The sequence below is a fragment of the Legionella erythra genome (assembly GCF_001467615.1).
In the GTDB taxonomy this organism is placed as follows: domain Bacteria; phylum Pseudomonadota; class Gammaproteobacteria; order Legionellales; family Legionellaceae; genus Legionella_C; species Legionella_C erythra.
This window is the reverse complement of sequence record NZ_LNYA01000023.1, coordinates 49,706-64,577: the sequence shown is the minus strand read 5'-3', so window position 1 is coordinate 64,577 and position 14,872 is coordinate 49,706. Positions and strand designations below refer to the sequence as shown.

The window sequence follows — 14,872 nt, the reverse complement described above, 5'->3', positions numbered from 1 at the left end:
GCAAGGGTCTCTTTCCTAATGTCTTGCCCGCGCAGGCGGGCATCCATCCATTGGCCAGCAGCCGCATGGGGGTAATAATCGACACCAATGGCAGCCATTGCCGGACTACCCCTCATCCGGGATCCTAATGGTTACCCGCCTGCGCGGGCAAGACAACGTGGTTACTCATGGGTATACCCTGGAAACCTTGCGACCGCCAGCAAAGCTATAATGAGCCATAAGCCCTGCCTGGGGGTCTTGTTCAGGCAAGGCAATAATCTCCTGACGTTTTGCCCTCAAGCAAAACGCAAAGACCCTTGGATGTCTTACTAAGGCAAGGGTCTCTTTCCTAATGTCTTGCCCGCGCAGGCGGGCATCCATCCATTGGCCAGCAGCCGCATGGGGGGTAATAATCGACACCAATGGCAGCCATTGCCGGACTATCCCGAGCATCCCTCCGGGATGACGCGACAGATCAACTCAGCATAATTGGGTTCAATAATCCAAAAGCGTGTTTTAAGGATATATTTTAGAAATTAGAACAACTGCCCGCCAGCACGGGCAGGCAGTAATAAAGGAAGAAACGACAAATTGACTAGTTGACTAGATTTCCATCAAGTCTTTTTCTTTTTCTACCAAAGCCGCATCAATATCAGCAATGTGTTTATCAGTCAATTTTTGAATAATTTCATTAGCACGACGCTCATCATCTTCGGAAATGACTTTTTCTTTAACCAATTCTTTGAGTTGGTTATTGGCATCACGACGAATATTACGAATAGCCACCCGTCCCTGCTCGCCTTCAGCACGCACTACTTTAATTAATTCCTTACGGCGCTCTTCTGTGAGGGGCGGCATAGGAACTCGAATCGCGCTTCCGGCAGTGGATGGATTTAATCCAAGATCAGACGTTAAAATCGCTTTTTCAATAACCGCAACCATGGACTTTTCCCACGGGGTAACGACCAGCGTACGGGAATCACTGCTTGTCACGTTGGCGACCTGACTTAATGGCGTTAAATTACCATAATAATCAACCTGAACGTGATCAAGCAGGCTGGCATTAGCACGGCCTGTTCTTACCTTGGTTAAATCCACCTTTAAGGTTTCAACAGTTTTCTTCATGCGTTTTTCAGCATCTTGCTTAATGTCATTGATCATGATTTGCTCCTACAATAGTTCCTACCCGCTCACCCAGAACGATTTTTTTCAGGGCATTGGGGGCTCCCATGTCAAAAACCTGTAATGGCATTCCATGGTCCTGACACAAACAAATGGCTGTTGAATCCATGACCTGCAATCCGTCACTCAGAATCTGTTTATATGTCAGGTAGTCATACCGTGTCGCATTTGGATTTTTAACCGGATCGTCAGAATAAATACCATCCACTTTGGTGGCTTTTAACACCACATCAGCACCCACTTCAATGGCACGAAGACAGGCGGCTGAATCGGTCGTGAAAAAAGGATTACCGGTGCCCGCTGCAAAAATAACCACATGGCCATTACGTAAATGGGTAATGGCCTTACGGCGATGATAGGGATCAACCATCCCCATCATCGGTATAGCTGACATGATACGGGCTGGTAAATCAATGCGTTCGAGAGCATCACGAAGAGCCAATGCATTCATTACCGTGGCCAGCATGCCCATGTGGTCGCCGGTGACACGTCCCAAACCCGCCTCAGACAAGGCCTTGCCACGGAATAGATTCCCGCCGCCAATCACGATACCGACCTCAACGCCCATGCTGACTAACTCAGCGACGTCTTTGGCAATACGATCGAGTACGGCCGGGTCAATACCAAATTGCGCCTTGCCCATCAGCGCTTCACCGCTGCATTTTAATAAAATGCGCTTGTATTTGAGCTTTGGATGCGTATCAGCCATTATGAACCACGAACCTGTGCCATAACTTCCTCGACAAAGTTATCTTCTTTTTTCTCAATCCCCTCGCCTACCTCGTAACGAATGAATGCTTGAACCTCTGCATTCTTTTCTTTGAGTAATTGTCCAACCTTGATATTGGGATCTTTAACAAAAGGTTGTCCAAGCAGGCTGACTTCATCAATGAACTTGTTAATACGTCCTTCAATCATTTTATCAATTATTTCTTGCGGCTTACCGCTTTCACGTGCCTGAGCAGTAAAGATATCACGCTCATTGTCTATGGCCTCTGCTGAAACCTGTTCACGGCTAACAACCATAGGACGACTGGCGGCCACATGCATGGCGATGTCTTTCGCGAGGTTTTCATCGCCGCCTTTTAAAGCAACCATAACCCCGATACGTGTGCCGTGCAAATAATAACCAATAACGCCCTGGGTGTGTAAACGAACCAGACGGCGGATTTTAATGTTTTCACCAATTTTGGCGAACAATTGTTGTCTTGCCTGTTCCACTGTATCGCTGGACCCGGAAACTGTTTGGGTTGATAAGGCCTCAACATCATTTGCATCGGACTGTAATGCAGTTTGAGCCACTTTCTCGGCAAATTCAACAAAATTACTGTCTTTCGAGGCAAAATCGGTTTCGCAGTTGACTTCGACCATAACCGCTGAGTGTTGGTCCGCTGAACGTGCGATCACAACAACCCCTTCTGCGGCTACTCTATCGGCTTTTTTGTCGGCCTTGGCCTGACCAGCCTTGCGCATTTGCACAATGGCTTCTTCAATATCCCCGTTTGTTTGCAACAGGAATTTTTTACATTCCATCATCCCGGCACCGGTGCGTTCACGCAATTCCATTACCAATTTAGCGCTAACTGACATAGTTAAATCCTCCACATAGCGAAAAGGGGAACGCCAACTGATGCAGCGTGCCCCTTTATCATCAGAAAAATAATTAGTCTGCTTTGTCTGCTTCTTTTTCTGTCACAGAAATTTCGACAAACTCGGCATCAGATGAAACACCACCCACTGTATTGCCTTGTTTGGCGTCAAGAATGGCATCAGCTATGCAACGGACATAAATATCAACCGCACGCATAGAGTCATCGTTTCCAGGAATAACATAATCGATGTTGTCCGGACTGTTATTCGTATCAACAACGCCGATGACTGGAATCTTCAGACGGCGAGCTTCTTCAACAGCAATGTGCTCAAAACCAACATCAATCACAAACAGGGCATCTGGCAAACCACCCATGTCTTCAATACCGCCCAGACTGCGTTCCAGTTTTTCCAGTTCGCGGGTCAGCATTAACGCTTCTTTTTTAATCATGGACGCAAACAGGCCTTTGTCACGCATTTCTTTCAGTTCTTTCAAACGGAAAATGGATTGGCGAACTGTTTTCCAGTTAGTCAGCATGCCACCTAACCAGCGATGATCCACATAAGGCATACCACAACGTCTGGCGTGTTCACGAATGCTTTCCTGAGCAGCTCTTTTAGTACCGACAAACAGGATTTTTGCCTTGTTGGCAGCCAGACGACCAGCATAATTAGCCGCGTCATTTAACTGAGGCATGGTTTTTTCAAGATTGATAATGTGGATTTTATTTCTTGAACCAAAAATGTATTCATACATTTTGGGGTTCCAGAAACGGGTTCTGTGTCCGAAATGGGCGCCCGCTTCTAATAATTCACGCATACTGATATTCATTTAATTCTCTCCGGGTTAGGCCTCCACGTTTCCCATACAGTACCCCAAAGGGACCCCACTGCATGTGACGAAACGTGTGTGTCGTTAAAAGCGCGGTATTTATAACACATTTGCCTCGGATCATCAATGGATAGCACACGAATTCATTTGAAAATAAAAGCAGAAATATTGGTTGACACCCGCTATAATGCAAAACGCAACAATAACAAACTGGAGGGTTTTACAATGTTTAAAAAACTTCTTATTGCTATTATCGCCTGTGTTTCGTTCCTTTCTTTACAGATTGCCTCGGCGGATCAGGCTGGCAATTGCCCTTGCAAAGGCCGTTTGAGCGAAATGTTTAAAGATTTACAACTGGATGCCAATCAGCAGGCTCAAATCAAAGCCATTAAGGATAAAAACAAGGAAGCCATGCAAGCCAGTTGGAAACAAATGAAGGAACTGCGCGGTCAATTAAAGGCGCTTGTTACCAGCGACAAACTCGACGAAGCGACCTTAGATAAGCTGGTTAGTCAAAAAGCCGCCCTGATGAGTTCCATCACCAAGGCTAAAATTTCGACCAAAAATCAAATTTACAATGTGCTCAATGACAAGCAGAAACAGCAATTCCAATCCATGATGAAACAATGGGAAGCTAAAAGGATGATGCACAGACAACAATGCAAAGGGGCTTAACCCTTTATTCTAAAGCTTTGGGTAGGGTTTGTCCTTACCCAGACTCCCTGCACAAATCCCTGCGTATTCGATGTAGGTACTTCCTGATTTCAGGTATCTGGCTGAAATGTGGACTTTAACGCTGCCAATGCCGGGAATAATGATGCTGGAATGAATGACTTATGCTACTATTTATTTTTTTAGGTGGATTTAAACCATGGCCGTAACCATTAAAACTCCTGATGAAATTGAAAAAATGCGCGTCGCTGGCCGCCTGGCGGGCGACGTGTTGACCATGATTGGCGATTATGTCAAAGAAGGGGTTACCACGGATGAGTTAAACACCATTTGCCATGATTACATTGTCAATGTCCAACACGCTATTCCCGCCCCATTGGGTTATAACGGGTTTCCCAAATCCATCTGCACATCCATCAATCACGTTGTTTGCCATGGCATTCCCGGAAAAAAAGCACTGAAGGACGGCGACATCATCAACATCGACGTAACGGTCATTAAAGATGGTTATCACGGCGATACCAGCAAAATGTTTATTGTAGGAACACCATCGGTTAAGGCGAAACACGTCGTTAAACTCGCGCATGAATGCTTGTTTATCGGCATTGAAATGGTCAGACCGGGGGTCCGGCTAGGCGACATTGGTCATGCTATTCAGGTTCATGCCGAGAAAAATCGTTGTTCTGTTGTACGCGAGTATTGCGGTCATGGCATTGGCCGTATTTTCCATGAAGATCCACAAGTTCTGCATTATGGCACCCCGGGGACCGGCGAAGTCCTGCGTGAAGGCATGACGTTCACGATTGAGCCAATGATTAACACGGGTAAATATCAAACGCGTCTGTTGCCTGATAATTGGACTGTAGTGACGAAAGATCATAGCTTATCTGCCCAATGGGAACACACCCTGCTGGTAACGGCTGACGGCGTAGAAATTTTAACCTTGCGTGATGAAGAACGGTAGTCATGTTCTCAAGCAAACGCTAAAACAGTTCAAGGATGAGCTGTGTAACGAATTTTGCCAAAAAGCCAGCATCACCGGCATCACACGCAAGTTGGTTCATTTTATTGACGAAACCTTATTGCTTCTTTTTCAAAAGCACAAATTACACGAAGATAATGCCTTTTGTCTTTTAGCCTTAGGTAGCTATGGCCGCCGCGAATTACAGCTTCACTCCGACATTGATTTACTTTTATTGCACAATGCACAAGTTACCCGATCACAGTTGCAACGCGCCCAGGCCTTTATTCAGGATTGCTGGGATATTGGTCTTGATGTCAGTCATCAAATCACAACACCCAATGACTGCGCAGATTTAGCCAGTCAGGACTTAAGTGTCATTTCCAGTATTCTTGACATGCACCTGCTCTGTGGCCGCGGCAGTCTCATGGAGGAGTTGCAATATCACACACATCCTTTACATATGTGGCCAAGCCATGAGTTTTTTTTCGCCAAACAGCAGGAGCAAAGGCAGCGTTATATTAAATACGGTGAAACGGCTTACAATCTGGAACCCAATGTCAAACAAGGTGCCGGCGGATTGCGTGATTTGCAAATCCTGCTCAGCATCGGCAAGCGTCATTTTGGCATTAAAAAACTGGCCGACGGCATCAGTTGCGGCTTTATTACCGACAAAGAATATGAGCAGTTAATTAATTACCAGCACTTCCTATGGCGTATTCGCTTTGGTCTTCACACCCTCGCCGGCAAACAGGAAGAGCGTCTCCTGTTTGATTACCAGGTCAAACTGGCTGCCCTGTTTGGTTTTGTCGACACACCGCAGTCATTGGCTATTGAACAATTCATGAAGCTGTATTTTAAGAACATCAAAGGGATCCGGGAATTAAATGAAATGTTGCTGCATTGGTTCTCGGAAGCCATTGTCCATCGTGAAAAGCAATTGATTGCGCCGCTGGACAGTCATTTCCAGCTGTCCAATCACTACATTGAAGTCAAACATCCGCGAGTCTTCAGTCAACACCCACCGGCTCTCATTGAATTGTTCGTCTGGCTGGCCAAACGCCCAGACATTGCCGGGGTCCGTGCCAGCACCATTCGATTGATTCGGCAATGCCTGTTTTTAATGGATAAAAAATTCCGTTCCTGCCCTGCAGCAACCCGATTGTTTATTCAGTTGTTTAGAGAAAAAGACCCCTACTATGCCTTGCATCACATGAACCGCTATGGCGTACTCGGGCATTACCTGGATTGTTTCGCAGCCGTAACGGGTCAGATGCAATATGATTTATTCCATGTGTATACCGTGGATCAGCATACCCTGTTTGTTATTCGTAATCTGGTCCGCTTTCTTGATCCCGCATACAATCAATCCTTCCCTTTAGCCGCTTCCTTAATGGCTAAAATTCAAAAACGTGAGCTCCTCTATCTGGCAGCCTTGTTCCATGACATTGCCAAAGGCCGCGGCGGTGATCATTCAGAACTGGGGGCTCAAGAAGTCAAGGCTTTTGCTATTCGGCATCAGCTGATTAAAGAGGATGCCGACCTCGTGATCTGGCTTGTCCGTCATCATCTGCTCATGTCGCAAACAGCTCAACGGCAGGATATTTATGATCCAAAAACTGTCAATCTGTTTTGTCAGCATTTGCCGAAACCGGATTATCTCGATTACCTTTATTTACTCACTGTCGCTGACATTTGCGCCACCAATCATACCCTGTGGAACAGCTGGAAAGACTCCCTGCTTAAAGAACTTTACCACGCCGCTTATCGGGTACAACAACAAGAAAAGATGCTGCCCGATGAAGAGAGCTTAGTCCGTGAACGCCAACAGGAAGCCTTGATCTTATTGAGACAAAAGGAAATCGCCGACAATAAAGTGACCGATTTATGGGCCCATATCAAAGGCAAATATTTTCTGCACGAACCGCCGGATGTGATAGCCAACCATACCGAAGCGATACTAAATTGCCAACAATACCCATTGATTATCATCATGCCTCACCACAGTCAGGGGGGCACCGAAGTCTTTATTTACATGCCGCATCGTGAGGAGCGTTTCACCATTACCACCACGGTCCTCAGTAATCATTACATCACCATTCAGGAGGCCATGATTTTAACCTGTGATCATCAGTTTGACCTGGATACTTATATTATTCTTGATGAGCAGCATCAAGCCTTAACCAATGAGGAGCAGATTAAGGCCATTCGTGAGGCCTTAAGGAAACATCTGGGCAAGCAGTCATCACCGCCTAAAAGCATCAAACGGCGCTTGTCCCGTACGCAGGCCCATTTCAAATTCAAGCCCCAGATAAGCTTTACGGAAGCACAACAGGAGCAGCATACCTGTCTCTTTTTAGTGACCACGGACAGGCCTGGTTTACTGGCGACCGTCAGTCGTATATTTTCTGAACAAAAGCTTCACCTCCACAATGCTAAAATTGCAACGGCAGGTGAACGGGTTGAAGACATGTTCTATATTTCAACTCAGGCCGGTTTACCACTGAACGCGCAAGAGAAAAAAGAATTGAAAAACAAATTAATGGCTGCTTTTACAAACGCCGAGTCGTAAAAAACGCTTTCAATAGATGGCTGCATTCCATTTCCAGAAATCCTTCATCGATTTGCACCGCGTGATTTAAGGGAAATCCTTTAAGCAAATTATAAACTGAACCGGCTGCGCCGGCTTTGAGATCGCGTACGGCAAAAACAAGGCGTTTAATCCGCGCCTGGACAATCGCTCCGGCACACATGACACAAGGTTCCAGAGTAACATACAAGGTGGTGTTCAACAGTCTGAAATTACCCTGCTTTTGCGCGGCGTCGCGGATTGCCAGGATTTCGGCATGAGCACAGGGATCGGTCTGGTTAATGACACGGTTACCGGCTGCAGACAGCAATTGATTATGGCTGTCGACAAGCACCGCTCCAATGGGCACTTCGCCGGCCTCTTGGGCCGCCAAAGCCTGCTCATAGGCGCGCTGCATCCAATACGTGTCGTTTATTCCCATTCAATCGTCGCTGGCGGTTTGCCGGAAATGTCGTAAGTGACCCGGGAGACACCGGCTACCTCATTAATAATGCGGTTGGAAACAGCACCCAAAAAATCCCAGGGTAAATGCGCCCAATGGGCCGTCATAAAATCAATGGTTTCTACCGCCCGAAGGCAAATAACGAAATCATAACGGCGTCCATCTCCCATAACCCCCACACTTTTTACAGGCAGGAAAACAGCAAATGCCTGGCTGACTTGATGATAAAGGTTCTCTTTTTTTAATTCATCCAGGAAAATAGCATCCGCCTGCCTCAAAATATCGGCGTATTCCTTCGTTACCTGACCCAGTATCCGCACCCCAAGCCCGGGCCCCGGGAACGGGTGACGGTAAACCATATCGTAAGGCAAGCCCAATTCCAGCCCAATTTTACGAACCTCATCCTTAAATAATTCGCGTATGGGTTCCAACAATTTTAAATTCAACGTGTCCGGCAAACCGCCTACATTATGGTGGGATTTAATCACCACGGCTGCACCATTGGTTTTAGTCGCGGCCGATTCAATTACATCAGGATAAATGGTTCCCTGGGCAAGCCATTTGACGCCAGGCAGTTTGTTGGCTTCTTCTTCAAATACCTCGATGAAGGTGCGGCCGATAATTTTTCGTTTCTTTTCTGGGCAATCAATGCCTTGCAAAGCCGTTAAAAATTTGTCTTCGGCATTCACAGCAATAATGCGGATCCCCATGTGCTGACCAAACATGGCCATCACCTGCTCCGCTTCATTAAGCCGTAGAAGACCGGTATCAACAAACACGCAGACCAATTGATCACCAATCGCCTGGTGCAATAGAGCAGCCACAACAGATGAATCAACGCCGCCGGAAAGCCCAAGCAATACCTGCTCATCACCAACTTGCTGGCGAATGGTATCGATGGCTTGCTGGATAATATTGTCCGCAGTCCAGGTGGTTTTTGCTCCGCAGATATCCACCACAAAACGTTGCAGTATCCGTAAACCCTGCACCGTGTGGGTCACTTCAGGATGAAATTGCAAACCGTACCAGCGGCGCTCATCATTCGCCATGCCAGCAATGGGGGCGTTGCGTGTTTCACAGATGACCTTAAACCCCGGGGGCAGTTGCGTGACCTTATCGCCATGACTCATCCACACATCCAGTAAAGCCCTGCCCTCAGCATCGGTTTTATCCTCAATGTGATGCAATAATTCAGTGTGTCCATGCAAACGCAATTCAGCATAGCCAAATTCGCGCAGGGAAGACGATTGCACGTCCCCGCCTAACTGAACAGCCATGGTTTGCATGCCATAGCAAATACCCAGCACAGGCAAACCACAAGCAAAAACCCATTCCGGAGCACGGGGATTGGAACTTAAGGTCACTGTTGACGGACCGCCGGAAAGGATAATACCGCAAGGCGACAACGCCTTGAATCCCGCCTCATCCAGATCATAGGGATGGATTTCGCAATAGACACCCATTTCTCGCACGCGTCGTGCAATCAGCTGTGTATACTGCGAACCAAAATCAAGAATTAAAAGCGGTTGCTGTTTGATATTGCTGCTCATTAGTTGTCCACCTGGTAATTCGGGGCTTGTTTGGTAATGCTGACATCATGGACATGCGATTCGCGCATGCCGGCATTGGTCACCTGCACAAATTCGGCCTTTTCGTGGAGAAGACTGATGGTTTTGCAACCCGTATACCCCATACAGGAACGCAAGCCCCCCATCATTTGATGGATAATGGTCTGCACAGGTCCTTTATATGGAACCCGGCCTTCGATGCCCTCTGGAACCAATTTTTCAGCGCCCTGACTCATGTCCTGAAAATAACGGTCGCTCGAACCCTGAGACTGAGCCATGGCCCCAATGGAGCCCATACCGCGATAACTTTTGTAGGTTCGACCCTGATAAAGTTCAATTTCGCCGGGCGACTCTTCCGTACCGGCAAACATGCTGCCGAGCATCACCGTGTCGGCACCAGCGGCCAGTGCCTTGCAAATGTCACCTGAAAAGCGTATGCCACCATCGGCAATCACAGGGACCTGGCCTTTAACACCCTCAGCGACATTGGCAATGGCTGTAATCTGCGGCACCCCGACGCCCGTCACAATACGGGTCGTGCAAATCGAGCCAGGACCAATCCCGACTTTAACGGCATCAACACCGGCCGCCACCAGATCGCTGGCCGCAGCCGCAGTGGCGATATTACCGCCCACGATTTGAACCTGAGGATAATGTTTTTTAATCCAGGCCACTCGATTTAATACGCCTTGTGAATGGCCATGGGCCGTGTCTACCACCAGTAAATCGACTCCTGCATCAACGAGGGCATGCACGCGTTCATCCGTGCCTTCACCGACACCTACAGCCGCTCCAACGCGAAGTTGTCCCAGATTGTCTTTATTGGCAAATGGATTTTCCTTGGCTTTTTGAATATCCTTTACCGTGATAAGCCCACACAGACTAAATGCATTATTCACTACCAGCAGTTTTTCCAGACGGTGTTTATGCAGCAGGCTTTGAATTTCTTCACGGCTAGCGCCTTCCTTGACAGTGACCAGGCGCTCTTTTGGCGTCATGACCGCTGAAACCGGCAAGGAAAGATTGGTTTCAAAGCGAATGTCACGACTGGTCACTATCCCCACCAACAAACCGTTTTCAACCACAGGGACACCTGAAAAATTATGCTTCGCAATGACCGCAAGTAATTCTTCAACCGTGGTTTGAGGCGTTACCGATACGGGATCTTTCACCATGCCGCTTTCAAATTTTTTCACTTTCCGCACTTCGTCAGCCTGAGCGGCAATATTCATGTTTTTATGGATAATCCCGATACCGCCTTCCTGAGCCATGGCAATGGCAAGCCTGGATTCGGTGACCGTATCCATTGCAGCTGAGACCAGAGGGATGTTTAATTCGATGTCCCGAGTTAAACGGGATTGCAATGAAACTTCTTTAGGGAGAACCAGTGAATGGGCAGGAACCAGCAAAACATCATCAAAAGTCAGCGCCTGTTGCACAATAGAAAGCGACATAGAATCCCCCTGCAATGAAATTAACCGAATATTATACAACCATTAAATAGAATGATAAATAACATTCGGTTAATTTTTTGAGCGGAATTAATAAGAAGCGGATTATTTCCCCTCCTTTTTAATAGTCATCACTGCCATGATCGGGAACAACGCGGGTATTCCGACCGTAAATGACTAAAATATGTTGCTTCACTTTCAGCTTGACGGTATCAGCCTGTACAACAGAAATAATGCTGCCGCTATTGAGTTTAATGACGTACTCAAATCCATGGGAACGGTTCATGGTGGGGTCAGAATAAGACGAAGCCGGTACGGCAGCGCGTGAACCTGGCGTGATACCGATTTCGGCTTCCTTGTTATGCAGACGAACTGGGCGCATGGAAATGATGACCCCCGGTACGACTTTTTTAATTTTTCCAACTTCAGATGAATCATAATCACCGGGCGGAATATCCTTGCTGCAACCGGCAATAAGGGTCATGATGGACAAGAAAATGGCCAAAAGAAAGGTGTTAATTCGCATAAGTCCTCCAATGCTTTAACGGATAGGCTTGATTTTGGAACAGAAGACAGGCAGCTATCATATACCCGAAAATGGCAATATGCCAGGGTTTCTTCATATGTAAAAACACCCGAATAGGCCCTCTCCCGCTTGCGGGAGAGGGCTGGGGAGAGGGCATTAACCCGCCAGATTAATTCCTTCTTCTTTCAGCGACTTAACAACAGATGGATGCTGGCTTAATGTATTGAAATGTTTAACCAGATTCGGCCATTCCTGCAAATCAATTTTAAAATGGAAAGTCCAGCTTAACATAACAAACAAATAGGCATCCGGCAGAGTCAGGTGGTTGCCGCAGAGATAAGGTTGTCCATCCAGCAAGGCATTCAAATAGTTAAATTTGGTTTTAAGTGTGGGCAGCGTAAATTTTTCTCTGATTTCTGGCGTCATGGCCGGATTAAAAAGAGCCCCTAAGGTTTTATGAATCTCAGTGGTAATGTAATTGACGCATTCAAGCACACGATAGCGCTCAAAATCATGCAAGGGCGGCAACAGTTTATTGGCTTCGTACGTATCCGCCAGATACTGCATAATGACCGCATTTTCCGTTAGAACTTCACCTTTATCTGTTTGCAGGGCAGGAACGGCGCCCTTTTTATTAATTTCCAGGTAATTCTTACCGTTTTCTGTTTTTTTTGCTTGCAAATTGACTGATTCATAAGTGCAATCAACCCCAATCTCATTGATAACAATTCTTACAGCCAGTGAACACGCGCCTTTGGCGAAATAAAGTTTCATGTCTAATTCCTTTTTTTACAGGGGAAGATAGTTTTACTCCTATCTAATCCTCACTGCAAGCAGATTAGTTGAACTTATTGCTATCATAATAAATAAGCCGATAGCTCAAGGCTATTCAACCCTCGAGCTTTTTTTGACGTCCCCACTGCATTTATCATCATACCAAGCCATATTTCTATTTTCTCAGGTCGCCTATTCCAAGAACCCAATTGGATGGCTTGCTATTACTCGTTATAAACAGATGATTGATGCAGACTAAGCCGGCTCGTAAAAAACTTCTTCAATTTAATTGTATTGCATTGGATTCGTCAGCAATTACCCCTGTTTCACATCCAACAATTTCATCCAATTTAATGGGGGACAGGCTACATAATTTATTTTCCCATTCCGTCATCAGATTGTCCGATAATTCTGCAAATTTTTTAATTATCTTGGGTTGTATAGCAGGTCTCTGGTTGCCAGTTACTATGATTTGTTTAAAACGTTTTAATTGGTTTAAAATGCAACCTTCTGGTCTTTGTTGTACAGGATAAACCTGATCATGCCAATTTATAAAATAAGCATTGGTCCCCCACGTATCCGGATTTTTTAAATCAGATGACTCGTCTCTATTTAAAACTACAAAAACATGGGTGCCACTATCAGCCATCAAGTGAAATTTTTCCACACGCATCTTTTCTTTGAACAATAAGCAAAATATTGATGACGCAATTATGTCGCAATAACCTTTTCGAAAGGATTTAGGTAATAAAGATAAGACACTGCTCGTGTATACTAAACCAAATAAATAATCTATCCTTTCATTAAATGCGGGTAATTGGCCGTGGATGATACGTTCACGCTCATTATCAGGAAGGTCTGTTAACGTGTCATTTATTATCTGAATTCCTTCATTCTTCATACTCTCAACAGCCTTCTTTGTACTTATAGAGATTTGTTCAGAAAGTTCGTCAAAAATTTTATCCGAGCTCTCATCGGGCTTCTCAGAATAAATGGCGTTGACTGGTTTAGATACTCGTTTGCCTAAATTAAATAATTTTAATGATTCAATGACTTCTTTGTCATCTGCATAATCATAGGCTGTTTTATTTTTTGCATCTTTTAAATCAGGATCGGCTCCATGAGCCAGTAGGAAATTAACTGCGTTTATTTTCCCATTTTTACAGGCTTGATGTAAGGCTGTCATCCCTGATGAGGGACCTGGTTGATTTATCCTTACTCTTTTAATAGTACTACGCATGAAGGCTATATCTTTATGCTTCCCAGAGGCAGCAGCTTTCCTAAATTCGAGTTCGACATCATTGCCCTCTAGTAAAGAATCACGGATCATATTGTCTCCAATCAACCAGCTTAGATAAAATTTAAACAATAATAAATCAAAAAATTAAACATGTCATCTGCTGAACTCTGGATTCGAACAGAAACAAGCATTTCACAGCATCCTGCAGGGAAAATTGAATTAATTGCCACTCCCGAACTGTTTATAGGTTTTTCTGCAAGTCAAATTTGTATTAATTAAAATCAGGTCATATACTTAGCATACATAAATGACAAGGAAGCCGCTATGAAAAAGATACTTTTTGTGTCTTTGATTGCTTTAATAACAACCAGCCTGTCCGGATGCGGGTATCGCAGTTGTTGCGCCAATCCTTATAACGAACCCAATATTTCAACATACGGCTGCTGCGGTTCCAGCAGTTGGTAAAGCCATTAATCCCTTCCAGCCGGAAGGGATTTTTTCTTAGGCCTCACATAAATCCGGCAAGGTCTCCGGCCGAATTTCTCTAAACCGGTTATGCTCATCAACGAATACCACGGTGGGTTTAAATTGCTCACACTTTTCATCACTGAGCTGAATAAAGGACGCGATAATAATCAAATCGCCCGGAGTGACCAGGTGCGCGGCTGCGCCATTGACGCAAATGGCTGTGGAATTTTCCTCGCCCAAAATAGCATAGGTTTCAAATCGCGTACCGGCCGTGACATTCCACACATTGACCGCTTCATAGGGTAAAATATCGGCTGCTTTTAATAATTCCGGTGAAATGGTAATACTGCCTTCATAATCCAAATCTGCGTGCGTTACGCGAGCCCGATGGATTTTCGATTTCAACATTTTGCGATACATCATACCGACCCTTAATGAATGCTCTTTATTTGACTAAATGTGTGCGAATTTTAGGTGCAGTTTCCGCTAAAAACAATAGCACATTGACATGACGACTTTTTTGCTGACAAGGTCAAAAATATATTGACGTATTTAAGCCGTTGAGCTTGAACTGTTCATTCAATAACGTGTAAACTG

The 14,872-nt window shown here is 45.5% G+C and carries 15 protein-coding genes; 3 read left to right on the top strand and 12 right to left on the bottom strand.

The annotated features are described in order from the left end of the window. Positions 1-165: 165 nt before the first annotated feature. The 5 genes from Lery_RS05210 to rpsB form a co-directional block, all read right to left on the bottom strand. Positions 166-432, bottom strand: coding sequence for a hypothetical protein (locus tag Lery_RS05210; protein ID WP_058526204.1), 267 nt, complete (start codon positions 430-432; stop codon positions 166-168). A gap of 150 nt (positions 433-582) precedes the next feature. Next, the gene (gene frr, locus Lery_RS05205; protein WP_058526203.1) at positions 583-1,140 is read right to left on the bottom strand and encodes a ribosome recycling factor; all 558 of its coding nucleotides are present in this window, start codon (positions 1,138-1,140) and stop codon (positions 583-585) included. Further along, positions 1,130-1,870 carry a UMP kinase gene (gene pyrH / locus Lery_RS05200; RefSeq protein WP_065230251.1) on the bottom strand — a complete coding sequence of 247 codons (741 nt, stop codon included), beginning with the start codon at positions 1,868-1,870 and terminating at the stop codon, positions 1,130-1,132. The genes frr and pyrH overlap by 11 nt, the downstream gene beginning before the upstream one ends. Continuing rightward, positions 1,870-2,751: a translation elongation factor Ts gene (tsf, locus tag Lery_RS05195; protein ID WP_058526201.1), complete on the bottom strand. Its 882-nt coding sequence runs from the start codon at positions 2,749-2,751 to the stop codon at positions 1,870-1,872. The genes pyrH and tsf overlap by 1 nt, the downstream gene beginning before the upstream one ends. Before the next feature lie 73 nt (positions 2,752-2,824). Next, entirely contained in the window at positions 2,825-3,583 is a 759-nt protein-coding gene (gene rpsB / locus Lery_RS05190; protein ID WP_058526200.1) for a 30S ribosomal protein S2, read from the bottom strand. Between the two features lie 126 nt (positions 3,584-3,709). Between rpsB and Lery_RS05185 the strand changes: the two genes are divergently transcribed. From Lery_RS05185 to glnD, 3 genes are all read left to right on the top strand, one after another. After that, the gene (locus Lery_RS05185; RefSeq protein ID WP_058526199.1) at positions 3,710-4,258 is read left to right on the top strand and encodes a Spy/CpxP family protein refolding chaperone; all 549 of its coding nucleotides are present in this window, start codon (positions 3,710-3,712) and stop codon (positions 4,256-4,258) included. A 196-nt stretch (positions 4,259-4,454) separates the two neighbouring features. After that, positions 4,455-5,219: a type I methionyl aminopeptidase gene (gene map / locus Lery_RS05180; protein WP_058526198.1), complete on the top strand. Its 765-nt coding sequence runs from the start codon at positions 4,455-4,457 to the stop codon at positions 5,217-5,219. Further along, on the top strand, positions 5,206-7,788 hold the full coding sequence (gene glnD / locus Lery_RS05175) for a [protein-PII] uridylyltransferase (RefSeq protein WP_058526197.1): 2,583 nt from the start codon (positions 5,206-5,208) through the stop codon (positions 7,786-7,788). The genes map and glnD overlap by 14 nt, the downstream gene beginning before the upstream one ends. Here the strand turns inward: glnD and tadA are convergent. From tadA to panD, 7 genes are all read right to left on the bottom strand, one after another. Further along, complete coding sequence (gene tadA, locus Lery_RS05170; RefSeq protein ID WP_058526489.1) at positions 7,769-8,221, bottom strand: tRNA adenosine(34) deaminase TadA; 453 nt, start codon at positions 8,219-8,221, stop codon at positions 7,769-7,771. The genes glnD and tadA overlap by 20 nt on opposite strands. Further along, positions 8,218-9,798, bottom strand: a complete 1,581-nt coding sequence (guaA, locus tag Lery_RS05165) for a glutamine-hydrolyzing GMP synthase (RefSeq protein WP_058526196.1) — start codon at positions 9,796-9,798, stop codon at positions 8,218-8,220. Before guaA ends, tadA begins: the two co-directional genes overlap by 4 nt. After that, entirely contained in the window at positions 9,798-11,270 is a 1,473-nt protein-coding gene (guaB, locus tag Lery_RS05160) for an IMP dehydrogenase (RefSeq protein WP_058526195.1), read from the bottom strand. The genes guaA and guaB overlap by 1 nt, the downstream gene beginning before the upstream one ends. A gap of 118 nt (positions 11,271-11,388) precedes the next feature. Then, complete coding sequence (locus tag Lery_RS05155; RefSeq protein ID WP_058526194.1) at positions 11,389-11,793, bottom strand: hypothetical protein; 405 nt, start codon at positions 11,791-11,793, stop codon at positions 11,389-11,391. A gap of 156 nt (positions 11,794-11,949) precedes the next feature. Further along, positions 11,950-12,567 carry a glutathione transferase GstA gene (gene gstA, locus Lery_RS05150; protein WP_058526193.1) on the bottom strand — a complete coding sequence of 206 codons (618 nt, stop codon included), beginning with the start codon at positions 12,565-12,567 and terminating at the stop codon, positions 11,950-11,952. A gap of 280 nt (positions 12,568-12,847) precedes the next feature. Next, on the bottom strand, positions 12,848-13,897 hold the full coding sequence (locus tag Lery_RS05145) for an ankyrin repeat domain-containing protein (RefSeq protein WP_082657129.1): 1,050 nt from the start codon (positions 13,895-13,897) through the stop codon (positions 12,848-12,850). Between the two features lie 411 nt (positions 13,898-14,308). Then, entirely contained in the window at positions 14,309-14,698 is a 390-nt protein-coding gene (gene panD, locus Lery_RS05140) for an aspartate 1-decarboxylase (RefSeq protein ID WP_058526191.1), read from the bottom strand. Positions 14,699-14,872: the final 174 nt, after the last annotated feature.

What these genes read in the sequence shown, in the direction of transcription:
- Lery_RS05210 (WP_058526204.1), bottom strand. Translation starts at nt 432, where the DNA reads ATGCTCGGGATAGTCCGGCAATGGCTGCCATTGGTGTCGATTATTACC.
- frr (WP_058526203.1), bottom strand. Translation starts at nt 1,140, where the DNA reads ATGATCAATGACATTAAGCAAGATGCTGAAAAACGCATGAAGAAAACT.
- pyrH (WP_065230251.1), bottom strand. Translation starts at nt 1,870, where the DNA reads ATGGCTGATACGCATCCAAAGCTCAAATACAAGCGCATTTTATTAAAA.
- tsf (WP_058526201.1), bottom strand. Translation starts at nt 2,751, where the DNA reads ATGTCAGTTAGCGCTAAATTGGTAATGGAATTGCGTGAACGCACCGGT.
- rpsB (WP_058526200.1), bottom strand. Translation starts at nt 3,583, where the DNA reads ATGAATATCAGTATGCGTGAATTATTAGAAGCGGGCGCCCATTTCGGA.
- Lery_RS05185 (WP_058526199.1), top strand. Translation starts at nt 3,710, where the DNA reads ATGGATAGCACACGAATTCATTTGAAAATAAAAGCAGAAATATTGGTT.
- map (WP_058526198.1), top strand. Translation starts at nt 4,455, where the DNA reads ATGGCCGTAACCATTAAAACTCCTGATGAAATTGAAAAAATGCGCGTC.
- glnD (WP_058526197.1), top strand. Translation starts at nt 5,206, where the DNA reads ATGAAGAACGGTAGTCATGTTCTCAAGCAAACGCTAAAACAGTTCAAG.
- guaA (WP_058526196.1), bottom strand. Translation starts at nt 9,798, where the DNA reads ATGAGCAGCAATATCAAACAGCAACCGCTTTTAATTCTTGATTTTGGT.
- guaB (WP_058526195.1), bottom strand. Translation starts at nt 11,270, where the DNA reads ATGTCGCTTTCTATTGTGCAACAGGCGCTGACTTTTGATGATGTTTTG.
- Lery_RS05155 (WP_058526194.1), bottom strand. Translation starts at nt 11,793, where the DNA reads ATGCGAATTAACACCTTTCTTTTGGCCATTTTCTTGTCCATCATGACC.
- gstA (WP_058526193.1), bottom strand. Translation starts at nt 12,567, where the DNA reads ATGAAACTTTATTTCGCCAAAGGCGCGTGTTCACTGGCTGTAAGAATT.
- Lery_RS05145 (WP_082657129.1), bottom strand. Translation starts at nt 13,897, where the DNA reads ATGATCCGTGATTCTTTACTAGAGGGCAATGATGTCGAACTCGAATTT.
- panD (WP_058526191.1), bottom strand. Translation starts at nt 14,698, where the DNA reads ATGATGTATCGCAAAATGTTGAAATCGAAAATCCATCGGGCTCGCGTA.